Origin of the sequence: Prevotella amnii DSM 23384 = JCM 14753 (genome assembly GCF_000378745.1) — a bacterium.
Lineage (GTDB): Bacteria > Bacteroidota > Bacteroidia > Bacteroidales > Bacteroidaceae > Prevotella > Prevotella amnii.
Genome location: NZ_KB905272.1, coordinates 21,438 through 45,273, shown reverse-complemented (window position 1 = coordinate 45,273; position 23,836 = coordinate 21,438). Strand labels below are relative to the sequence as shown.

Genomic DNA, 23,836 nt, shown 5'->3' with positions numbered 1-23,836 from the left:
GTTATATGAAGCAAAAAAATTTCTTATCCTTTTTAAAAGGAATTGCTATTGGTGTAGTTGCTGTTTGCACTGCATATAGCGTAAAGGCGCAAAGCTATAGTTATAAAAGTGTAAAGGGCGACCCTATGCAAAGCCGTATCTACACTTTAAAAAATGGCTTGAAAGTGTTTGTTAGTGTAAACAAGGAAAAACCACGTGTACAAGCATATATTGCTGTGCGTACTGGTAGTCGTAACGATCCTGCCGAAACTACAGGGTTAGCTCACTATTTAGAGCATCTTATGTTTAAAGGCACTACTCATTATGGCACTTCTAACTATGCTGCAGAGAAACCTTTATTAGACGATATAGAGAGGAGGTACGAGGAATATCGTAAGGTAACCAATCCTATTTTGCGTAAAAAGCTATACCATGAGATAGACTCTGTATCGCAGCTTGCTGCTAAATATAATATTCCTAATGAATATGACAAGATGATGGCAGGTATAGGAGGTGTAGGAACTAATGCTTATACCTCTAATGATATAACTTGTTATCATGTGGATATTCCTTCTAATGAATTAGATACATGGGCAAAGATAGAGGGAGATCGCTTTCAAAACATGGTGATACGTGGTTTTCATACCGAACTTGAAGCTGTATATGAGGAATATAATATTGGTTTAGCAAAAGATGGTCGTAAGATGTTTACAGCACTAATGGCAAAGCTGTTCCCTAATCATCCTTATGGAACACAGACTACAATAGGTGTAGGCGATCATCTTAAAAACCCTTCTATAACTAATATAAAAAAATATTTTAAGAAATATTACGTTCCTAATAATGTAGCTATTTGCTTAGCAGGTGATATAGATCCAGATAAGGCAGTGGCATCTATAGAAAAGTATTTTGGCACATGGAAGGGGTATGGCGAGGTGAGAGCACCGCAGTATCCTGCTCTTACTAAGATGATAGCTCCAGTAGATACTACTATATATGGTAAAGAGGCTGCTTATGTGGCAATGGCTTGGAGAGCTGAAGCCGCTAAGAGCTTACAAAACGATACCTTAATGGTTATTAAGGAGATGCTTAACAATGGTACTGCAGGCATTTTCGATTTAAATCTTAATAGTAAGATGAAATTGCAATATGCACAGGCGTCTGCATCTACACTTAATGATTATAGTAGCTTTGAAGTGTTTGGATCGCCTAATAAAGGACAATCTTTGAAAGATGTAAGAAGATTAATGCTCTCTGAGATAGAAAAACTTAAAAAGGGAGATTTCTCTGACGATCTTGTACCTTCTGTTATCAATAATATTAAGCGAGATGTTTATAAGAGTTTAGAAAATAATGATACCCGATGCAGTTATTTCGTAGATGCGTTTATTAATAATATCCCATGGGAGCAGAAAGCAAGCACTTTAGAACGTATAGCTAAAATGACTAAGTCGGAAATAGTTAGTTTTGCTAATCGCTTTTTTACGAGCAACTTTGTTACTGTCTTTAAGGAGCAAGGCGAGGATAATACTATTAAAAAGGTAGAAAAACCAGCCATTACGCCCATTCCTACTAATAATGATAAGCAGAGCGACTTTATAAAGGAGGTAAAGAATATACATGTAGACCCTATAAAACCTGTTTTTGTTAATTATAAAAAAGACCTTACTATAACAAAAACAAAGAGAGGTTTACCTCTATTATATAAGAAGAATACGCAAGACGATTTGTTTCAGCTTACCTTTGTGTTGCCTATAGGTACCGAAAATAATAATAAGCTATGGTATGCAAGCAATTATATTGACTATTTGGGTACAAATAAGTTATCAAATGAGCAGATAAAGCAGAAGTTATATAAGCTGGCTTGTGAATATGGTATATATGTAACAAGAGATCGTACTTATATTAAGCTATATGGGTTAAACGAGAATTTGCCAGAGGTTTTGAAAGTTGTCAATGACCTCATGGATAATGCAAAGGTAGATAAACAGGCTTACGATAAATATGTATCATCAGTAGAAAAGAACCGTTTAGATGAGAAGAAATCGCAAAGAAGTAATTTTAATGCTCTATTTGCCTATGCTTCCTATGGTGCTTATAATGGCACTACTAACCGCATTTCTGTGGAAGAGTTACGTAAAATGAATCCTCAAGAGTTGCTTTCTGAGATAAAAAAACTAAAAAGCTATGAGCATACCATTATGTATTATGGTCCTTCTTCCATAACAGAGCTTAATAAGGTTATTAGTAAAAGCTATCAATCTGCCGATGTTAAGCATCTTGCAAAGGTGCCAACAGGTAAGCCTTATATACAGCAGCTTACAACAAAAAACGAAGTACTCTTAGCTCCATATGATGCCAAGAATATTTATATGATGCAGATTCATAACGAAGGTGTTAAGTGGCAAGCACAACATTTGCCCATAATTACTCTTTTTAATGAGTATTTTGGTGGTAGTATGAATGCTATTGTTTTCCAAGAATTGCGTGAAGCACGAGGGCTGGCTTATTCGGCAAGTGCATCTTATACATCTCCTGAGCGTCCTGAGGATAGTGAGAAGTTTTATACATATATAATAACACAAAACGATAAGATGAGTGATTGTATAAATGAGTTTAATAACTTGCTAAACAATATTCCTGAACGTGAGGTTAATGTAGATGTGGCAAAGCAGAGTGTAATGAAGAGAATAGCATCTCATAGGGTAACAAAATTTAATATTCTTAATTCATATCTTAATGCAAAACGCTTTGGTTTAGATAAAGATATTACTGAGTTAGTTTATAAAGAGTTGCCAAAACTTTCATTAAAAGATATAGTAGATTTTGCTAAGAAATATATAGCTAATAAGCCTTATAAATATATAATACTTGGCAATGAAAAAGAGCTTGATATGAAAGCGTTAGAGAAAATAGCTCCAGTGCAGCATATTTCTACTGAGCAGCTTTTTGGAGAAAACAATAAAATTATTAACAACTAAAATATATATATTAGCGCATCAATGTTATATTATGCATTGGTGCGCATGGCTACAAAACAAAAAACATTATGGCAGAGTTTAAGTATGCACCAATGTTCCAATTGGGCAAGGACGATACAGAGTATCGCCTATTATCGAAGGAAGGAGTTAGTGTATCTAATTTCGAAGGCAAAGAAATTCTAAAGGTGAGTAAAGAGGCTTTGACTCTTTTAGCACAACAGGCTTTTCACGATTGTGAGTTTATGCTTCGTCGCGCTCACAATAAGCAGGTAGCAAAAGTGCTTACCGATCCTGAGGCTTCAGAGAACGATAAATATGTGGCACTTCAGTTCCTACGCAATGCCGAGACAGCAGTAAAGGGCGTATTACCATTCTGTCAAGACACAGGTACTGCTATTATACATGGAGAGAAGGGACAGCAGGTTTGGACAGGTTTCGATGATGAGGAAGCTCTTTCCCGTGGTGTTTTCAATACTTTTACAGGAGAAAATCTGCGTTATTCGCAAAACGCTCCATTAAACATGTACGACGAGGTAAACACAAAGTGTAATCTTCCTGCCCAGATAGATATAGAAGCTACAGAGGGTGCAGAATATAAATTTGTGATGGTAGCTAAAGGTGGAGGCTCGGCTAATAAAACTTATTTCTATCCAATGACAAAGGCTACTATTCAGAATGAGGGCACATTGATACCTTTCTTGGTAGAGAAGATGAAGAGTTTAGGAACAGCAGCTTGTCCTCCTTATCATATTTGTTTTGTTATAGGTGGTACTTCTGCGGAGAAAAATCTTTTGACCGTAAAACTAGGTAGTATTAAATATTACGATAATTTACCGACAACAGGCGATGAAACTGGTCGTGCTTTTCGTGATATAGATCTTGAGAAAAAGATTTTAAAGGAGGCTTATAAGATAGGATTAGGCGCACAGTTTGGAGGTAAATATCTTGCACATGATATTCGCATTATACGTTTGCCACGTCACGGAGCGAGTTGCCCTATAGGAATGGGAGTAAGTTGTTCTGCCGATCGTAATATTAAGGCAAAGATTAACAAGGAAGGTATATGGATAGAGAAGATGGATACTAATCCTGGTGAATTGATACCTGAAGAATATCGTAAGCCAGGAGAGGGTGCTAAAGGTATAGAGATAGATCTAAACGAAGGTATGGACGCTGTGCGTAAAGAGCTTACTAAATATCCAGTTTCTACACGTGTTAATCTTAAAGGTACAATTATAGTTGCGCGAGATATAGCTCATGCTAAGCTCAAAGCTCGTTTAGATGCTGGTGAAGACTTGCCACAGTATATTAAGGATTATCCTGTATTGTATGCAGGTCCTGCAAAAACGCCATCAGGTTTGCCTTGTGGCTCAATGGGACCTACAACGGCTAATCGTATGGATCCGTATGTAGACGAGTTTATGGATCATGGTGGCTCTTTAGTAATGATAGCAAAGGGTAACCGTACGCAGGTAGTAACTGATGCTTGTAAGAAGCATGGAGGTTTTTATTTAGGTACTATAGGAGGTGTGGCTGCAGTCCTTTCACGTAGTTGCATAAAGAGTATAGAGTGTGTAGAATATCCAGAGTTAGGTATGGAAGCTGTTTGGAAAATAGAGGTAGAAGATTTCCCTGCTTTTATCCTTGTAGATGATAAAGGTCATGATTTCTTTAAAGAGTTGAAACCATGGACAGGTTGTAGCTGTTAGTAGTGAAGTCGTTAAGAAAAATAAAGGTTATGTTTCTTTAATAGGAACATAACCTTTTTTATAATTCTAAGCTATTAAATATTTATAAAAGCTGTATGTGTTGCTTTGCTCATGTTACATAGTAGGTATTAACCCTTCTATATACTTGCAAAGAATGCCTATGCCAGTATGGTTTTCGCCTCCTTGCGGAATAATAAGGTCGGCGTATCGTTTGGTAGGCTCTATAAACTGTTCGTGCATGGGCTTTAATACTTTAAGATAACGGTCTACAACCATCGATACTGTTCTTCCACGATCTATGGTATCACGTTGTATGTTACGAATAAGACGCTCATCAGAGTCGGCGTCGACAAATATTTTAAGGTCCATCATGTCGCGTAGCTTTTTATTATTAAGAGTCATAATACCTTCTATAATTATAACAGGCTTAGGCTCTACATGTATGGTTTCAGGCAAACGATTACTTAGAATATAGCTGTAAGTGGGTTGTTCACAAGCTATTCCGTTGCGTAACTCATTAACGTGTTTTATGAGAAGTTTCCAGTCGAAGGCATCAGGGTGATCGAAATTTATAGCTTTACGCTCTTCCTCTGTAAGTGAGGTGGTATCATTATAGTAAGAGTCGAGTGGTACTACAGCAACATAGTCTGGTGGCAAGGCTTCTACTATTTTTCGTACTACGGTACTTTTTCCTGATCCTGTACCGCCTGCAATTCCTATTATAGTTATCTTTTTCATTGTTTTATTACTTGTTGATAGATATTTATTTGTTTATAGTATAGCTACTTTTTTATGCCTAATTGTCTAAACATATCTTCGTAATATTTAGCTTTCTTTTCTATTTTCATAGGAAAAGCCCTACTGCTACTTGGTTCTCTGTAAAGTAGTATAGTGCGTTCTTCAAACATAAAAGAAACATTTTCTCCCATTTTAAGGTGTTTAGCATTGATATTATAGTGCTGAGATATGATATCTGTAGCAACTTGTCCTGCTGTTACAATAGCCTTACATTGTGGTAGAGAATGTAGTATTTTGTTAAAGTTAGTAGGCTCTACTATTTCAAGATCCTTGTCAGAAGCAGTTCCTTTTGTACGGCGAATGCGCTGAGCTGTATCAAATATAGCTATTCCTTGCTCTAAAAGCATTTCCTTTATACTGTTAAGACGGTAAGTTTTGTTTATTTGATCAACGAAGGCAAACTTATCTCTCTTAAAGATAAGCCCCAAAATACGCCACATATCATTTGTGAAATTAGGATAATACCATGGCATACACCAACGTTTTGGTGCAGGAGGGAAAGTGCCCAGCATCAGTATTTTAGCATGTTTGGGCAGCCATGGCTTAAAGGGGTGCGATTCTGTTTCTAACATAGGAAATAATATATGTGTTTTATATTTTTATTATATAATCCTATTTTATTTGTTCTTTTACGATATAAACTACTGTAGGAAGATGGTCAGAGTATCCGTCGAGCCAAACTCCTCCTGCTGTAGTACGTTTGGTATTACCTTTATATTTACCCTCTTGCTGGAAAAGATAATCACGCTTAAATATTTGATTTTTCCAATATTTTAGTGTAGTAAAGTCTTTAGATCCATTTTTATTTAGAAAGTTAGGTGATAGGATAATTTGATCAAATAAGTTCCATCTCCCTTGATATTGTAATGTTCCAGTGCCTTGTTTCACAAGTATGTTATACCATGGGTTATACATATCGTTTGTACCCACTTCAGATATTTCGGCTTTCGCAGAAAGATATTTGTGCATAGAAGCATTAGTAGGGTCGTCATTCATATCTCCCATTACTATAACTTTGCAGTTAGGATCCTCTTGTAGCAAAGAGTCTTTTATCACTTTTATTTGTTTTGCTCCCAGCTCGCGGTAGTATGAACTTGCCCCACGACTTGGCAAGTGGCATACAATAACAGAAACATGTTCGTTAGCCATAGTTCCACTAATAGTTAGGAAGCCACGGGTAGCATGTGCACTGTCTTTGGCTAATTCGTATATGTAAGGTATAAGCTTTGTATTACGAACTGTAAAAAGTTTTGGTTGGTAAATAAAAGCACAATCAATACCTCGTCGGTCAGGTCCTTCTATATGTATATATTTATATCCACGTTGTGCAAGGGCAGGTTGTGCTACGAGATCTTTTACAACATGATCGTTTTCACATTCAGCTAATCCGATAAAAGCGCATCCTACTTTTGGTAGGACATCAGTGCCCATTTCTGATAAAACTCGCGACATATTAGCGAGCTTATGGCTATATTTCATTTTATTCCAATGATAGCTTCCATTAGGAGTAAAGTCGTAATCATTTTTCCCTTTATCGTGTGTATAGTCAAATAAGTTTTCTTGATTGTAAAAACCCACAGCATAAACGGAATATTTTCTTTGTGCAAAAGTACTTATAACACAAAGCAATAATGAGATTGAAAGTAAAGATAGTTTTTTCATTCTTATAATAATTTAATTAACATTTATACGTATCTTATCTATGCAAACATGCCCTTAGGCAAGTTCGGATATTATTCTTTTGCAAATGTCGCTAATTAATTTGAGATAATTGTAATTGTGGATAAGTTTTAACTCAAAGTATTTTTATATTTAAAATATATTTTATTACTTTGCAATTACAATATAACATACTTTAATACAATAATATTATGCAGAAAAAGCTGACATTAGCGGTTATCGCAGTATGTAGTTCAGTGGCAGTATTTGCTCAGAATACTACAAAAAAGACTACTACTCAGCAGGAACAAACTATAAAGCCAATAGAGGAGTCTTTGTTTACTTTCTCTGAAGCTCAGATTAATGAAGAGAACCCTATGAGTGATAATGCTATTATCTTAACTTCGGGAAGTAATGTTTATGCTTCGCAGGTAGGCTATCTTTATTCTCCTATGCGTTTTAGATACCGTGCTTTAAATCAAAAGTATAATGAGATTTATATTAATGGCACTCCTGTTAATGATTTGGAAAGTGGGCAATTCCGCTATTCTATGGTAGGTGGCATTAACCAGCAGACACGTAATGTTGACTTTGCTTTGCCTTTTGAGAGTAATAATTTCTCTATGACAGGTATTGCAGGAAGTAATAATTATAATTTCCGTGCAGGTTCTATGCCTGCAGGGCAACGACTTACATTATCTGCTGCTAATAGAAATTATACTTTTAGAGGAATGTATAATTATGCCAGTGGTTTTAATAATAATGGTTGGGCTGTTGCGGCAAGTATAGGTTATCGTTGGGCTAATCGTGGTTATGTAGAAGGTACTTTTTATAATTCGTTATCTTATTATTTCGGGGTACAGAAAAAATGGGATAATGGGCATTCTTTGAGTTTGTCTACATGGGGTAATCCTACTGAGCGTGCAGGACAAGGAGCAAGCACAGAAGAGGCTTATTGGTTAGCTAATGATTTTCAGTATAATCCTTATTGGGGGTATCAGAATGGGGTTAAACGTAATAGTCGTGTTATTAACGACTATTCTCCTTCAGGTATCTTAACATGGGACTGGGATATTAATAAGAAATTAAAGCTGACAACTTCTTTGTTTGCTAAATATGGAATTTATAAGAGCACGAAGCTTAACTATAATAATGCAGAAAATCCTGCTCCTGATTACTGGAAAAATATGCCAAGCAATTTCTTTGATGTTTGGAATGAGCATGATAGTCGTTATCGCACAGCACAGGCATATAAAGACTGGGAGGATGCAGTAGATTATTGGAGGAATAAGAATAATCGTCAGATACAATGGGATCGCCTTTATTATTCTAACCGTCAGGCAGCTGCTAATGGGCAAGATGCTCTTTATTTCTTGCAGGCAAGGCAAGACCGTAATATGACAACAAGTTTAGCTTCTACATTGACCAATCATTTAGGAAAAGAGAAAGTGTTAAACGTAGGTGTTGTCTTAGCTCAAAATTTAGGACACCATTATCAGACTATGGAAGATATGTTAGGTGCTAAGAAATATCATAATATAAATACTTATGCTGTGGGAACATATCCTTCAGGTGATCCTCGCACGCAGTATGATTTGAATACTATGGGCGTAAATGGGTTAGGTAAACTTGTTTATGAGGGTGATCGCTTTGGGTATGATTATAATATTAATGTGCGAAAGGTTAATGTTTGGACTAATTTTGCACAAACTTATGGTAATGTATTTTATGTGTTAGCAGCAAGATTAGGATTTGACAATATGTATCGTGTAGGTAATATGCGTAATGGCTTGTTTGCTAATAATTCTTTTGGTAAGAGTCGTCAAGCTAATTTTATTTCTGGTGGCATAAAGGGTAGTGGTACAATAACTTTGAGCGGAGGTAACGCACTATCTGTAGGTCTTGGCTATGAGCATCGTGCGCCAGAAGGAAGAGATGCGTTCGTATCTCCTGAGATGAATAATGATTTTGTTGAAAACTTACGCAACGAACATGTGTTTTCTTCAGAACTTAGTTATCAATATAGCGGAAGCTGGTTACATGCAAACTTGAGTACATATTATAATCGTTTAACTCATGTTACAGAATGGCAAAATTTCTTCTATGATGATGTTAATTCTTTTACTTATATCAGTATGACTAATATAAAGAAAAGTTTATATGGTTTTGAGTTAGGCTTAGATTTTAAATTGACAAATTTCTTAAATTTCAAGACTCTTGCTACATGGCAGGAAGCAAAAAATGTAAATAATGCAGATGTTGTTTACATGAATTCTACTAAGAGTACTTTCTATAAAGATGTTGTTTATAATGATGGAATGCGTGAAGCTAATACGCCGTTATCAGTATATAGTGGTATATTGAGCTTTCATAAAGGTGGCTGGTTTATAGATGTAGTAGGTAATTATTACGATCGTATATATTTATCTTATTCTCCAAGTATGCGTTATGGCTCTACATTGCGTACTATGGGAACTGCTCTTGGTGGTATTGATGCAGAGGGCTATTATAATCCTGCTCCTCAAGCAAAAGGAAAAGGAGGCTTTATGCTTGATGCTTCTATAGGAAAGAATATATATATAGGGCATCACAGCTTGTCAATTAATTTGATGGTAACAAATATTTTAAATAATCAGAAGATAATAAGTGGCGGTTATGAGTATGGTAGAAGTAGCTATACTATTAATCAGAGAACTGGAACTACTACTATTAGGGCTTATGATTTTGGAAAGAATCCTAAGTTATATTATGCTTATGGCATTAACGGAATGTTGAATATTGCTTATAAATTCTAAATACATACTATACAATTATTTTATGAGGAAATTTAATTTTTTAACGATAGCCGCAACTGTAATAATAATCCTCTCTTCTTGTATGGGTAAGGATTATGCAGATACACCAATAGGTGGAAAAGAGCGTTATTATGGCAGTAATGAGTTAAAGGAAACCAATGTGCTTACAATAGCTCAGTTAAAACAGAAATATACAAATCCTATTTCAACAAGGAACGGTTATGAAAAAATAGTTGATGATATACAGCTAAAGGGCATTGTAACCAGTTCGGATAAGGAGGGTAATGTGTATAACGAAATAGTTATTCAAGATAAAACAGGTGCAATAATTATCTCGTTAGGACAAAGTGCTATTTATGGATATTTGCCAATAGGAACAGAAATATTGGTAAGCTTAAAAGACCTTTATATAGGTAATTATGGTTTACAACCACAGATTGGTGTGCCATCTGTAAGCTCTAAAGGGACTGTTTCTATAGGCAGAATAAGTAAGTTAGCGTGGGATAAACATTATAAGATTATTAGTATTAATAATAAGGTAGAGGCTGAAGCATTTGATATAAATAAATGGAATATAAATGATGATGCGGGAAAACTTGGAGTTATAAAGAATGTTATCTTAAAATCTGGTTATGATTATAATTCTAAGAGCAACATACAGACTTATGCTAATCGTAATAGTGGTGCAGGTAGCGTAAGCTGGTCATTAGTAGGGATAGACGACAAGAAATTGGTAATGTATAATAGCAATTTTGCCAAATTCGCAGGTGTAGAAGTTCCTAAAGGTAAGGTAAATATCACAGGAATATTTAAGCGTTTTAATGATCAGTGGGAAATTATAATACGTTCGCTTAGCGATGTTGAGAATGCTACTGTTATAGATCCTTTAGTAGGTTTAGTAGGTAAAGGTAAGGGAACAAAGGCTGAACCTTTTGATGTTACTCGTGCTTTAGCTTTAATCCAGAGTGGTAATGCTGGGGACAAAGAATGGTATGTAAAAGGTATAATATCAACAGTCCCAAGTAATAGTTTTTATGCCAAAGCTGGGTCATGTACTTATTTTATTTCAGATGATGGTAAGTCTAACACGGAACTAAAGGTGTTTGGGGGGTTAAATTTAGATGGAGCTAAGTTTTCTTCATCTGAAACACTGGTAGTAGGTAAGCAAGTAGTAGTATGTGGTATGCTTATAAATTATAAAGGTACAAAGGAGATAGATAAAAATAATAGACTAATCTCTATAAAATAAAAAACAGATTATTCTTACAAATTAGAAAAATAAATAAGATGAAGAAGGTATTAATTCCATTATTGGCTATAACGTTAATTGTTATTGCTTTTACAAGTTGTGAGGATGTTCCAGCACCTTATAGTATTAACTATGATGAAAGTAAAAATCCTAATCCTAATACAGGTGGTGGTAGTGCTACTACTGATATATTAAATACTCAGGAAACAGCATGGACAGTAGCTCAAGCTATACAGAAGATAAAAGATGCAAATGGTAGTGTAAAAGGCTTGGCATATATAAAAGGTATAATAAGTAAGGTAATAGCTTATAATTCTACATATAAGAGCATTTCCTATAATATTGTTGACGAAAAAGGTAATACAGAATATATTCAGGTATATTCTGGTAAAGGTCTTAATGGTGCAGATTTTAAAGCAGAAACAGATCTTAATGTAGGAGATCAAGTTGTTCTTATAGGTAATTTGAAGAGTTATACTAATAAAAAAACAGGTAAAACTATAATGGAAGTAGATAAAACTAGCAAAATTGTTAGTTTGATAAAGGGAGCTACTCCTCCTATTTTACCCGATTTAAATACAGAAGCTACAGCATGGACAACAGATGAAGCAGTAGCTAAGATTAAAGAATCTAATTCTAAGTTGGCAGCACAGGCTTATGTAAAGGGTGTTATCACTGATGTCTGGGATAAATTAAATGCTGATGGTTCTTTATCTTATAAAATTAAGACAGATGGAAGTACAGAGGAAATTCAGATTTACGCAGGTTTAAATAAAGGTGGAGTTAAGTTTTCTGCTAATACAGATTTGAAAAAAGGTCAAACTGTTATTGTAAAGGGATACCTTATGCCTTTCCAAAAGAAAGATAAAAAAACTAATCAAGAAAAGACTATTTATGAAATGGATAAGGGTAGTGTAATAGTTAATATAACTGGTGAAGGTGCTACTCCTCTTCAAGAAGATCCTAATACTAATCCAACGACACCTGTTGGTGCGGAAACGATCATTGATTGTTCAGATTTTGGCAAGGAAGATAAAATAGATGTATCTTATGAAGCTAAAGATGGCACAAAGCTTACATTTGCTCAGAATGGTGGTTCTAATCATCCTAAATATTTCGCAAAATATCATTCTATGAGAATGTATGCTAAGAATTCTTTAGCTATAGAATGCTCAAAGGTTATTAAGCAGATCGTTATTATAATAGATGTAAAAAAGAAAGAACCTTATAATGGTAATGATATAGCTTATGCAGAAAGTGGCAGTAATAAGGTTAAGATAACAAAAGTAAGTTTGTCAGAGGTGCAGTTTAATGGATTGTCTTCTAATAAAGTAAAGATTGTTAATGATTTTGAAAGCACTTCTAAAGGAATCCAATTACGAATTAAGTCCATTAAGATAGTTTACGCTAATTAATCTTATGGGTATAATATATTTAGTTTTTAAAATATTTGGACAAGTGCATAAATATTTGTAACTTTGCACCCTGTTAAGTGCTTATTGGTATAAGAATGAGCTATACTTAACAAATAAAAAGGTTATTATAAAATTAAATAGAAAAATAAAATGAAAAAAGGTATTCATCCAGAAAACTATCGCCCCGTCGTATTTAAGGATATGTCTAACGGTGATATGTTCCTTTCACAGTCTACATGTAAATCAACAGAAACAGTAGATTTTGAAGGCGAAACTTACCCTTTGGTAAAAGTAGAAATCTCAAGTACCTCTCATCCTTTTTATACAGGTAAGAGTAAGCTTGTTGATACAGCTGGTCGTGTAGACCGCTTTATGCACCGCTATGGTAAGTTAAAGAAGTAGCTTAATACATTTTTATATATAATAATAAAATGCGAATAAACGTAGTTGCATATGCGTTCATTCGCATTTTATTTGTTATCTTTGTGTTTATATAATTGATAATGTATATAATAAGTATATTAACTATTTAGAGGAACAGAAAATGAAAAAATCATCAATCTTTGTATTCTCTCTGTCGTTTGCTTTGGTCCTAAATCTTCTTTCATGCACAGTAGATGATGAGGGTAGGGTGTTGGCTTATAATATAGATAGAGGTGGTAAGCCTAAAGTGCCAAGTGATGGTGGTACGGTTATAAAATCGCTTTCCGAGTTACCTTCTTTTCATGGTGGCAATAGTAAAGTAGTAACGCACAAGCTTAAAAATGGCGAGGTAAATTATACTGTAGAGTTTGATAAGGATAAACAGGCCACACGTTGGGTAGCTTTTCAAATGAATAGTCATAATGTTTTTGGTAATATCCCACGTTATGGGAAAACTGAAGGGAAGGGTAAAAGTAAAACCAATTATCTGTTTGATCCTAGTTTTTCTTCTACTGAGTTTTTAAAGGATTTAATTAAAGGAAGTGGATATAGTCATGGGCATCTTATCGCTTCTGCTGATAGAAAAAGTGATGAAGAAGCGCAGAAGCAAACGTTTTATCTAACAAATATGGCTCCTCAGATTCAAAATAGTTTTAATGCTTCTCCTGGTGCTTGGGCACTTATGGAGGAATTAGTTAGAAGTAAGTTTAGAGAGGCTATAAACGTAAGTAATATAGACACTATGTTCGTGGTTCGTGGATGTACTATTGATAATCCTGATCAGATAAAAGAGAATGTTAGAGGATTGATAGTTCCGAAGTATTTTTATTCTTTACAGGTATTGAAGTATAAAGATATTAATGGAAAGTGGAGTTATAAGGCGTTATCTTTTTGGATAGAGCATAAAAAGTCAGATGCTAGGGGGCAGATGAAAACTTTCTTAAAACCTATTCGCGAGATAGAAAAGCTGACTGGGATTAATTTTTTTGCACGGTTCTCAAAAGAAGATCAAGATTATTTTGAGAATATGACTTCAGAGCAAATGGCTGTTATGTGGAATATTAAATAAGAAAGTAAGTGCCAAAGGTAAGGTGATAAAGATATTTTTCTTTTTACTATAGTAAGAAAAGGCTCAGCAGGTATTACCTGCTGAGCCTTAATCATATTTGTTATATTTATAATATTATATTACTTAGAACGGGAGGTCGTCTGTCGACTCAGTACTTTCAGTAGCAGGAGGAAAAGGTGTAGCTTGTTGTGGAGTTTCAGCTTGGGGTTGTGCAGCAGGTATAGGACTAGCAGCTTGTGCAGCAGCAGCATCTATACGCTGAATATTCCATGCACGTATATTGTTAAACCAACGACCATTATATTCATGAGCATCAATGTCGAAACTTACGGTTAGTTCTTCTCCGGCTTTTATAGCAAACTGATCTATTTTGTCAGCTCCAAAGATATTAAAGACCATCTTACGTGGATATTGGTCATGAGTTTCAATAACATATTCTTGCGATTTCCATGCACCACGCGCTGAAGTTCCTTCACGTGGAGGCAAAACAGCAATAACTTTACCAGTCAAATCCATATATTTTATCGTTTTTATTTTATTATTCTGTCTGCGAAATTACTAAAATAGTTCTAAAAATCGAAACTTTTACTATCTATTTTTGTTAATGATATGTGTTTTTTGTATTTTTGTACTCTAATAGTGGAAAGTTGTAAAAGAAGGTTATTTCTTTTATGATATAATTTCATGTAGAGTATTAACTAAACAAGATATATTGATGATATTTAATCTTTCAAGCTCGTTATTGAGCAGCAAATTACAAACACTGTCTAAGGTTATAGCTAACAAGAATGCTATAGCTATCCTTGATTGCTTTTTGTTTGAAATAAAGAATAACCAGTTGACTATTACAGCTTCGGATAGTGAAAATACAATACATTGTATAATAGAACTTGATAGTGCTGATGGTGAAGCGAGCTTTGCTGTTAATAATCAAACTATTATTGATGCTGTAAAAGAATTGCCTGAACAGCCTCTTTCGTTGGATGTTAATATGAATGAGCAGAAGATATATATAACTTATCAGAATGGCTCTTATAATTTTCCAATCTTTTCGGCAGAGGAATATCCAAGAGTTCAATCTGTATCTTCAGATGCGACAACGATTGTAATTGATTCTAATATTTTGGTAGATGCAATTACTCGATCTTTGTTTGCTACAGCACAAGATGAGCTTCGTCCTGTTATGAATGGTCTTTACTTTGATCTTTTGTCAGATAGTTTATCTATAGTTGCTACTGATGGTCAAAAACTTGTTCGTAATAAGATTTTTACAATTAAAAGTGATAAAGAGTCAGCATTTATCCTTCCTAAGAAGCCTGCAAACTTATTGAAAAATGTGTTGTCTAAAGATGGTGGAGATGTTATTATTAGATATGATCAGCGTTCTGCAGAAATTTCTTATGCAGAAGGTAATCTTTCTTGTCGACTTATAGAAGGTAGATTCCCTAATTATAATAGCGTTATTCCTGTCGCAAATCCTAATCAGATAGTTATAGATCGTCGTTCTCTTATAGGGGCTATTCGTCGTGTATTGCCTTTTGCTAGTGAGGCTTCACCATTGATACGTTTTCGGATAGAACAAGGAGTGCTTACTCTTAATGCTGAAGATATTGATTTTTCTACAAGTGCAAAAGAAAGCGTTGTATGTAATTATGCTGGCAATGCTATGAGTATAGGTTTTAAAGGAACTAGTATGCTTGATATATTAAATAATCTTGATGGTGATGATGTTACAATAGAGCTTGCTGATCCTTCACGTGCAGGCATAGTTCTTCCTAATAAACAATTAGAGAATGTAGATGTATTAATGCTTATTATGCCAATGTTGTTGAATGATTAAAATAAAAAAATAATATTGAAAAGAGAAAGCACAGAGAGAAGAAATGTATCTTTGAGCTTTCTCTTTTTTTTAAAATAAAGTATATAAAAAAGAATAATAGTCCGCTCTGTTATGTAAAGTAAGATTCTATAAAATAACATATTAAGAATAGAAGAATAGAGATGATATGTTTTTGTAGAAGTCTTTTAATAAATTAAGGAGAAAATAATGAAGTTAAAATTAAAACGTCCTTTAATTGTATTCGATCTTGAAACGACAGGATTAGATCTTGTTAATGATCGTATTATTCAAATATCATATATAAAAGTTTATCCAGATGGAAAGGAAGAGCGTGAAAATATTTTTATCAATCCTGGGAAACAGATTCCCGAAGAGGTTATAGCTCTTACAGGTATAACAAATGAAGATGTAGCAAAAGCTCCTACCTTTAAAGAGAAAGGAAAGGAGTTATCTTTGAGATTTACAGGATGTGATTTTGCAGGTTTTAATTCTAATCGCTTTGATATTCCTATGCTTGCAGAAGAATTTTTAAGGGCAGGTATAGAGTTTGATTTTTCTAAATGTCAGTTAGTTGATGCACAAAGTATTTTTCATAAGATGGAACGTAGGAATCTTGCTGCAGCTTATGAGTTTTATTGTGGTAGGAAAATGGAAGAAGATTTTAAAGCGCATCGTGCAGATCAAGATACAGAGGCTACTTGGGCAGTTTTACAAGGTGAAATAGAGATGTATTCTTCTAAGAATCAGACAGATGAGAAACGTATATTGGAAAACAGTGTAGATGCTTTAGCTGATTTTTCAAAGATGAATGATTTTGTTGATTTTGCAGGTAGAATTATCTGGAAAGATGAAACTGATAAGGAGGGTAATGTGATTTTAGATGATAATGGAGTTCCTCGTAGGCATGAAGTGTTTAATTTTGGGAAATATAAAGGCTGGGATGTAGCTGAAGTGTTACACCGAGATCCTGGATATTTTAGTTGGATGTTAGGTAGTGATTTTACTTATAATACTAAGCAGGTTCTTACTATAATCCGTTTACGTGAATTTAGTAATCGTATGAATGGTTAATTTCTAAAAGTTTATATTAAGAATGCTTAGAGGTAAGAAGATAGTATTAGGTATTACAGGCTCTATAGCTGCTTATAAGAGCTGCCTTATAGTGCGTGAGTTTATAAAAAAAGGAGCAGAGGTGCAGGTGGTAATAACACCTAATGGAAAGGAGTTTATTACTCCAATTACTTTATCGGCACTTACAAGCAAGCCTGTAATTAGTGATTTCTTTGCACAGCGTGATGGTACATGGCATTCACATGTAGAACTTGGGTTATGGGCAGATGCTATGTTGATAGCCCCTTGCACTGCAAGCACGTTGTCTAAGATGGCTAATGGTGTAGCAGATAATATGCTAATTACTACTTATCTTTCTATGAAGGCTCCTGTTTTTGTTGCGCCAGCTATGGATTTGGATATGTATCAGCATCCCTCTACTAAACATAATATAGAAATATTGCAGGGGTATGGTAATTATATAATTGATCCTGTTAGTGGCTTTCTTGCTAGTGGTTTAGAAGGAAAAGGTCGTATGGAGGAGCCTGAAAGAATAGTATCATATATAGAAGATTTCTTTTCTAAGAAAGGTAATTGGAATGTTAGTTTTACAAAGCAAAAAGATCTTATAGGAAAGACTATCCTTATTACTGCGGGACCTACTTATGAGAAAATTGACCCTGTACGTTTTATAGGTAATTATTCTTCAGGGAAAATGGGTTTTTGCTTGGCAGAAGAATGTGCGTGTAGAGGTGCTAAGGTAATATTAGTATCAGGCCCTGTGAACTTACAATGTAGTGAGAGTATAGAGCGGATAGATGTAGAGTCGACAAAAGAGATGTATGATGCTGTTGTTGCACGTTTTCCAGAGGCAGATGTTGCTATACTTAGTGCAGCTGTGGCAGATTTTAAGCCACAAGTTATATCTGATATGAAGATAAAACGAGAAGGTAAAGGCTTAACTTTACAACTTCAATCAACACAAGATATTGCGGCAGCTGTGGGGAAAATGAAAAAACATAACCAACGTATAGTGGCTTTTGCATTGGAAGTGAGCAATGAAGAAACAAATGCAAAGCAAAAATTAGAACGTAAAAATGCCGATTTTATAGTATTAAATTCTACACGTATACCAAACACAACTTTTCGTTCTGATGATAATCAAATTACTATTATTTCACATGATAGAAAGGTATATTTTGAGAAAAAGTCAAAGAAAGATGTGGCAAAAGATATAGTGAATGAACTAAAAAAAATACTTTAAAAAAGAATATTTTTTTAAGATAGTAAGAAAGAGCGATATTTATAAGATATAAGAATAAATCTTCGTTACCTACAGAAATATAGATATATTTATGTTAAAGAATTTGTATATAAAGAATTTTACGCTTATTGATCAGTTAGATATATCTTTCCATGCAGGCTTTTCTGTGATAACAGGAGAAACTGGAGCAGGTAAGAGTATTATTTTGGGCGCAATTGGCTTATTATTAGGCAATCGCGCAGATAGTAAGATGATAAAAAGTGGAGAGAAAAAGTGTGTTGTTGAGGCGCATTTTGATATATCACAATATAATTATAAGAGTTATTTTGAGGATCTAAATATAGATTTTGAGCCAAAAGATACTATTCTTAGGCGTGAATTGATGGTAAACGGTAAGTCTCGTGCTTTTATTAATGACACTCCTATATCCCTACAAGGAATGCGCATATTAGGGGAGAAACTTATTGATATTCATTCTCAACATCAGAATCTTTTATTACAAAAGGAAGATTTCCAACTTAACGTTGTTGATACTATTGCGCATGATGAAGAAGAGTTGAGTGAATATAAGAAAGCTTTTTTGCAGTACAAAAGAGCAGAAAGTGAACTTATATTACAAACAGAAAAGCTGGAAAAAGCAAAAGAGAATGAAGATTTTTTGCGTTTTCAGTATAACGAGTTAGACGCAGCTAATCTTGTTGCAGGAGAGCAAGAAGCATTGGAACAAGAGTCTAAAATACTTTCTCATTCAGAAGATATTAAGAATTCTCTATATCAAGCTGTCAGATTATTAAATGATGATAATGCTATTTTGGATAACTTATATAATGTATCTGAAATTATAGATAGGATAATGATAATGTATCCAAAAATTAAAACATTAGCACAGCGTATAAAGGAATCGTATATTGAACTGAAAGATATTGTAGGCGAATTGAGTACAGATGTAGAGGAAATAGAATATGATCCTAAGCATTTGGAAGAAATTAATCAAAGAATGGAATTGATATTTGCACTTGAGCGTAAATATCATGCAGAAGGTGATGTTCAGCTTATTGAGCTTAGGGATAATATAGATAGACAGTTACAAAATATAGATAATAGTGATGAGGAGCTATCCTCATTGCATAAAGCGGTAGAACATTGGAAGAAGGAAGCTGAACGGTTATCTAAAAATCTTACTTCTGTTAGAACTAAAGTAGCAAGTCAGATAGAAGAAGAGATGCGTAAACGTCTTATTCCTCTTGGTATTCCAAAGGTTCAGTTTAAAGTTGAAATAGGAGAAAAAGCATTATCATTAAATGGAAGTGACAAAGTGCAATTCCTTTTTTCTGCCAATATAGGAACAGCATTAGAGCCGATAGCTCAAATAGCATCAGGTGGCGAAATAGCTCGTGTGATGTTGTCATTGAAAGCTATGTTGAGTGGAGCAGTAAAGCTGCCTACAATTATTTTTGATGAAATAGATACAGGAGTGAGTGGTAAAGTAGCAGAGAAAATGGCAATGATAATGAAGAATATGGGCGGAACTGCGAGACAGGTTATTTCTATAACACATCTTCCGCAGATAGCTGCTTTTGGTAGTACTCACTATAAGGTGGAAAAGGAAGATACAGAATTAGGAACACGTAGTAAAATGAGAGAACTTTCTATAGATGAGCGAGTGCAAGAGATAGCACAGATGCTCTCTGGTGAAGATGTTACAGATGCTGCTCTTCTGAATGCACGTGAATTAATAAAACAATCTAAATAAGGAAGTGTTTATGAAAAAGGTAAAAACTATATTATATCTTTTGTTTTTTTTGTTACAGTATAGTGTAGCTCAGCCATCAAGTGTTAAGAAAACGGCAAGAAGTTGTTTTACACTCACTACGTTTAAATCTGATGGTTCGTTGTTAGGTAGGGCAAATGGAGTATTTATAAGTAGCGATGGAGTAGGGGTAAGCTTATGGACTCCTTTTATAGGTGCAGATAAAGCTGTGGTGATTGATGCTAATGGTATTAGCCATGATGTGGAGTGTTTACTTGGGGCTGACGAGATTTATAATCTTGTTAAGTTTCGTATAAAAGGTAGTGTCTCTGCAGCTTCTTTAGCATCTGTTATAAATAAAGACCAGACAGTATGGGTAACTCCTACCCCAAAAACAGGAGCATCTATTAAGGCTACTGTAACAGGAATAGAAAAGTTTAAGAGGCAATATAATTATAGTTTGCTCAGTTCTGCTGCTTCTGAGCAAATGAATGGTGCGGCTGTTGTTGATGATAAGGGTAAGGTTTTAGGCTTATTTAGTATATCATCATCTCAACAGTGTGCTACAGATGTAAGATATGTCAATGATTTTAAACTTACGGGGCTATCTCAAAATGATAACATTATGCGAACAAGTTCTATTCGTATAGGTTTGCCAGACTCTCAGGAAGAGGCTTTAGTAGCCTTGGTGTTATCAAGTGAGAAACCTTTAGAAATTTATAAAGCAACGATACAAGATTTTATAAATAAATTTCCAAAGGCAGCAGAGGGATATAATATTTATGCAAATAAGTTGTTAGTAATGGGTGATATAGTAGGTGCAGAGAAAGCTATGAGAGAAGCTATAAAGAATGTGTCTGCTAAAGATGAAGCCCATTTTAATTATGCACGAAATATGTATCTTGCATGTGTAGATAGTTCTTTGTTTGCCAAGGTAAAGTCTATAGGTTGGAGCTTAGATAAGGCAAAGCAAGAGGCAGAAATAGCTTATAGTATAAAGCCTATGAACATTTATAAGCATTTGCAAGCACAGATAATTTATTCTGAAGGAGATTATAATAAAGCTTATGCAGCTTTTGAGGCTTTAACAAAAACAGATATAAAAAATCCTGAGCTGTATCTTGAAATGGCTCAGAGTAAACAACATCTTAATGCTTCAGATGAAGAAATTTTAAGGTTGCTTGATCAAAGTGTAGAATTGTGTGATACGCCTTATGTGGCAACATCTGCTCCTTATTTTTTTGTTAGAGGTCAGCAGTTACAGAAGATGGGTCGTTACCGTTTGGCGGTAAAGGATTATTATGTTTATGAGAATTTAAATAAAGGAGGTTTATCTTCTGATTTTTATTATAATCGTGAACAATGTGAAGTAAAAGCAAAGATGTGGCAACAAGCTATACAAGATATAGCTATTGCTGCTCGTCTCGACCCTAAGGAGGTACTTTTTCCTATTGAAGCTGCTAATTTATTATTGCGGATAGGAAAGTATGATGTAGCAAAGAATATTGCAAAAGAAGCAATTAAGATAGATCCTAAAGCTGCTGAAGCTTATCTTATTTTAGGTATTTCTCAATGTGAATTGAAAGAAAAAACCGAGGGGGTAGGGAATATTATCAAGGCAAAAGAACTTGGCAATAAACAGGCTGATAGCTTTCTTAAGAAATATAAATAGCATGTTAGCAAACGTATAAAACAAAAATACTATAACGAATTTCAAATAAAAAGTATCATATTTTAATTTTATTTTATTGATAACAATTATGAATAATATTATTTCTATATTTATTTTTTTCTTTATATTGAGACTTATCTCTTTATCGTTTTCTATACGCAATGAAAAACAGTTGATAAAAAAAGGGGCAAAACAACATGGTAAGTTTAATTCTCTTTTGCTTACATTAGCTCATATAGCTTATTACTTTGGAGCTCTTTATGAGTCATATACTAATAGGACTTATTTTAATAATTATTCTTTATTAGGTGTAATCGTTATGTCTTTTGCTTATATTATGCTGTTTTATGTTATGTATAAGTTAAGAGATATATGGACAGTAAAATTATACGTTTTGCCTAATCAGCGAATAGAACGTAGTTTATTGTTTCGTACAGTTAGGCATCCAAATTATTTCCTTAATATAATACCTGAATTATTAGGTGTAGCTTTGCTTTGTAATTCTTGTATAACTTTTTTTATTGGTTTCCCTGTGTATTTATGTTTATTATTTATACGTATAAAGCAAGAAGAACGAGCAATGGAAGGTATGTTAGATAAAGTATAACTATTCCTATTGGTTTAATTAAATTAATGTGTATCAGAGTTATTCTGTGTGTCTTATAATAGGAAGAATAGAGATAAGGTTACATTATAAAAAACTGCAATTTCTGTTTACAGGTGCATTCTAAAAGTATGATGATATGTACCACCTTTTATCATTGACAAATTGTCTAATAAATTTAACCAATAGGGAGGTATTTGTAAAATATACGCTGTTTAAAACAAAAGAGCAGCGATTATATGTTTAAATACTATGTTATAAATTTGGTAAGTAATAATAAAAGTATTAATTTTGCATGCGAAAGTGTTGGTTCCGTAGCTCAGTTGGATTAGAGCAACAGCCTTCTAAGCTGTGGGTCTTGGGTTCGAACCCCAACGGAATCACTTCTTTTGAAATAATCATAGAGAACTTGCTACAAGCTAAAAGGCAAAACATTTTTAAGTAACTTTCTTTTAAGATACTTGCTTATTAGAAAGTATGTTATGTTATTTATTTAAGCTATATTGCATAGTAGTAAAAAGAATATCCAAAAGGCTGGTACTTTGTGAGCAGTATCAGCCATAATTTTGGAAATTTATAAAAGTTGTTACTTGTCAGTAATATAAAATTATTTTATCTTTTATCAGAATTGATTTATATTACTCTATTTGTAAAAATGAAGAAACGATAAGATAGTTATTTTTATCGTTAATATATAATTTTAAAATATAATGCAAAGATGAAATATTTATAAGCACCTTTGGAAGCGAAAAAATATATAAAAGCTATGAAATTAGCATCAATTATTGCAAATTTTCGTAGTATCTACTGTAAAAGTTTTATCATCTAAAGGTGTAAATTTCCTTCTTTTTATAAGAAAATCTACAAGTTCGCTTGCACTCATATCAGTACTTGAGCAAGTATAAAAACGTTCTTCTGCTCCAAAAGTTTTAATAATAGCTTCAATTAACTGTTCTTTGCTTTCATATTTATGTCCTTCCATCATGTGGAGAACTTCATGTCCATGTGTCATATATATATATTATTATTAATTAATAAAACAAAAAAGCCTCACAATAAAATTGTAAGGCTAATCTAATGTGGGCGTTGACGGATTCGAACCGCCGACCCTCTGCTTGTAAGGCAGATGCTCTAAACCAACTGAGCTAAACGCCCTAATTATCTGAAAGGAAGCTGCAAAAAGGAATTGATTAATTAATTTATAGGTAACTATATATAAGCAGAACCGATATGAGAAATAAATATTTATTCTCTTTTTTTCAATTAGCCTATGTAGCAACTTCATGACCTTTGTAGCGGGACGGGGCTACGATCCCCGGACCTCCGGATTATGAATCCGACGCTCTAACCAACTGAGCTATCCCGCCATTTGTTTATGTTGTTTTGAATAACGAGTGCAAAGTTAAGAAAAAACTTAGGAATGACCAAAGTTTATTTAAAGAAAATATTTTCTTAATCTGTTTGTTGAATCAAATTAATACGTATTTAGCCTTATCTTATTATAGGATTATGATAAAAAAAATAGAACATTGCAGTATCGTTAAAGCATTTATAATATAACACTATGAAATGAATTAGA

General features: G+C 33.9%; 18 protein-coding genes and 3 tRNA genes. 14 read left to right on the top strand and 7 right to left on the bottom strand.

The genetic code is table 11. The features are described from left to right. Positions 1-5 precede the first annotated feature (5 nt). Together F596_RS0104340 and F596_RS0104335 are read left to right on the top strand one after the other, a co-directional pair. Entirely contained in the window at positions 6-2,960 is a 2,955-nt protein-coding gene (locus tag F596_RS0104340; RefSeq protein WP_019035996.1) for a M16 family metallopeptidase, read from the top strand. A 68-nt stretch (positions 2,961-3,028) separates the two neighbouring features. Next, positions 3,029-4,669: a fumarate hydratase gene (locus F596_RS0104335; RefSeq protein WP_019035995.1), complete on the top strand. Its 1,641-nt coding sequence runs from the start codon at positions 3,029-3,031 to the stop codon at positions 4,667-4,669. Between the two features lie 114 nt (positions 4,670-4,783). On the opposite strand, the gene udk is transcribed toward F596_RS0104335, so the two are convergent. The 3 genes from udk to F596_RS0104320 are packed head-to-tail and all read right to left on the bottom strand — an operon-like array spanning position 4,784 to position 7,129. After that, a complete protein-coding gene (udk, locus tag F596_RS0104330; RefSeq protein ID WP_008446776.1) occupies positions 4,784-5,407 on the bottom strand; it encodes a uridine kinase in 624 nt (207 codons plus the stop codon). A gap of 44 nt (positions 5,408-5,451) precedes the next feature. Then, a complete protein-coding gene (locus tag F596_RS0104325; RefSeq protein ID WP_008446764.1) occupies positions 5,452-6,039 on the bottom strand; it encodes a uracil-DNA glycosylase family protein in 588 nt (195 codons plus the stop codon). Positions 6,040-6,079: 40 nt separating this feature from the next. Next, the gene (locus F596_RS0104320) at positions 6,080-7,129 is read right to left on the bottom strand and encodes an endonuclease/exonuclease/phosphatase family protein (RefSeq protein ID WP_008446816.1); all 1,050 of its coding nucleotides are present in this window, start codon (positions 7,127-7,129) and stop codon (positions 6,080-6,082) included. Positions 7,130-7,338: 209 nt separating this feature from the next. Here F596_RS0104320 and F596_RS0104315 point away from each other — a divergent pair, with 209 nt between their 5' ends. From F596_RS0104315 to F596_RS0104295, 5 genes are all read left to right on the top strand, one after another. Further along, positions 7,339-9,921 (top strand): hypothetical protein, encoded by a 2,583-nt coding sequence (locus tag F596_RS0104315; protein ID WP_008446822.1) that lies wholly within the window; start codon positions 7,339-7,341, stop codon positions 9,919-9,921. 22 nt (positions 9,922-9,943) lie between these two features. After that, a complete protein-coding gene (locus F596_RS0104310; protein WP_024992636.1) occupies positions 9,944-11,170 on the top strand; it encodes a DUF5689 domain-containing protein in 1,227 nt (408 codons plus the stop codon). Between the two features lie 38 nt (positions 11,171-11,208). Further along, positions 11,209-12,585 (top strand): hypothetical protein, encoded by a 1,377-nt coding sequence (locus F596_RS0104305; protein ID WP_019035993.1) that lies wholly within the window; start codon positions 11,209-11,211, stop codon positions 12,583-12,585. Positions 12,586-12,735: 150 nt separating this feature from the next. Beyond that, a complete protein-coding gene (locus F596_RS0104300) occupies positions 12,736-12,987 on the top strand; it encodes a type B 50S ribosomal protein L31 (protein ID WP_008446811.1) in 252 nt (83 codons plus the stop codon). Between the two features lie 142 nt (positions 12,988-13,129). Beyond that, positions 13,130-14,077: a DNA/RNA non-specific endonuclease gene (locus tag F596_RS0104295; protein WP_019035992.1), complete on the top strand. Its 948-nt coding sequence runs from the start codon at positions 13,130-13,132 to the stop codon at positions 14,075-14,077. A gap of 123 nt (positions 14,078-14,200) precedes the next feature. Here F596_RS0104295 and F596_RS0104290 read toward each other — a convergent pair whose 3' ends face one another. Continuing rightward, positions 14,201-14,593: a DUF3127 domain-containing protein gene (locus tag F596_RS0104290; protein WP_019035991.1), complete on the bottom strand. Its 393-nt coding sequence runs from the start codon at positions 14,591-14,593 to the stop codon at positions 14,201-14,203. 199 nt (positions 14,594-14,792) lie between these two features. Between F596_RS0104290 and dnaN the strand changes: the two genes are divergently transcribed. The 7 genes from dnaN (at position 14,793) to F596_RS0104255 (ending at position 22,640) form a co-directional block, all read left to right on the top strand. Further along, positions 14,793-15,917: a DNA polymerase III subunit beta gene (gene dnaN, locus F596_RS0104285; protein WP_019035990.1), complete on the top strand. Its 1,125-nt coding sequence runs from the start codon at positions 14,793-14,795 to the stop codon at positions 15,915-15,917. Between the two features lie 207 nt (positions 15,918-16,124). Further along, positions 16,125-16,988 carry a 3'-5' exonuclease gene (locus F596_RS0104280; protein WP_019035989.1) on the top strand — a complete coding sequence of 288 codons (864 nt, stop codon included), beginning with the start codon at positions 16,125-16,127 and terminating at the stop codon, positions 16,986-16,988. Positions 16,989-17,010: 22 nt separating this feature from the next. Further along, positions 17,011-18,231: a bifunctional phosphopantothenoylcysteine decarboxylase/phosphopantothenate--cysteine ligase CoaBC gene (gene coaBC, locus F596_RS0104275; RefSeq protein WP_019035988.1), complete on the top strand. Its 1,221-nt coding sequence runs from the start codon at positions 17,011-17,013 to the stop codon at positions 18,229-18,231. Between the two features lie 91 nt (positions 18,232-18,322). Further along, positions 18,323-19,984: a DNA repair protein RecN gene (gene recN, locus F596_RS0104270; protein WP_019035987.1), complete on the top strand. Its 1,662-nt coding sequence runs from the start codon at positions 18,323-18,325 to the stop codon at positions 19,982-19,984. A gap of 10 nt (positions 19,985-19,994) precedes the next feature. Then, the gene (locus tag F596_RS0104265; protein ID WP_019035986.1) at positions 19,995-21,653 is read left to right on the top strand and encodes a tetratricopeptide repeat protein; all 1,659 of its coding nucleotides are present in this window, start codon (positions 19,995-19,997) and stop codon (positions 21,651-21,653) included. Between the two features lie 88 nt (positions 21,654-21,741). Then, positions 21,742-22,260: an isoprenylcysteine carboxyl methyltransferase family protein gene (locus F596_RS0104260; RefSeq protein ID WP_008446796.1), complete on the top strand. Its 519-nt coding sequence runs from the start codon at positions 21,742-21,744 to the stop codon at positions 22,258-22,260. 305 nt (positions 22,261-22,565) lie between these two features. Continuing rightward, a tRNA-Arg gene (locus F596_RS0104255) sits at positions 22,566-22,640 on the top strand. A gap of 395 nt (positions 22,641-23,035) precedes the next feature. Here F596_RS0104255 and F596_RS0104250 read toward each other — a convergent pair. From F596_RS0104250 to F596_RS0104240, 3 genes are all read right to left on the bottom strand, one after another. After that, positions 23,036-23,269 (bottom strand): YecH family metal-binding protein, encoded by a 234-nt coding sequence (locus F596_RS0104250; RefSeq protein WP_008446801.1) that lies wholly within the window; start codon positions 23,267-23,269, stop codon positions 23,036-23,038. 68 nt (positions 23,270-23,337) lie between these two features. Then, positions 23,338-23,412, bottom strand: a tRNA-Val gene (locus tag F596_RS0104245). A gap of 138 nt (positions 23,413-23,550) precedes the next feature. Then, positions 23,551-23,624: transfer RNA gene (locus F596_RS0104240), tRNA-Met, on the bottom strand. Positions 23,625-23,836 lie beyond the last annotated feature (212 nt).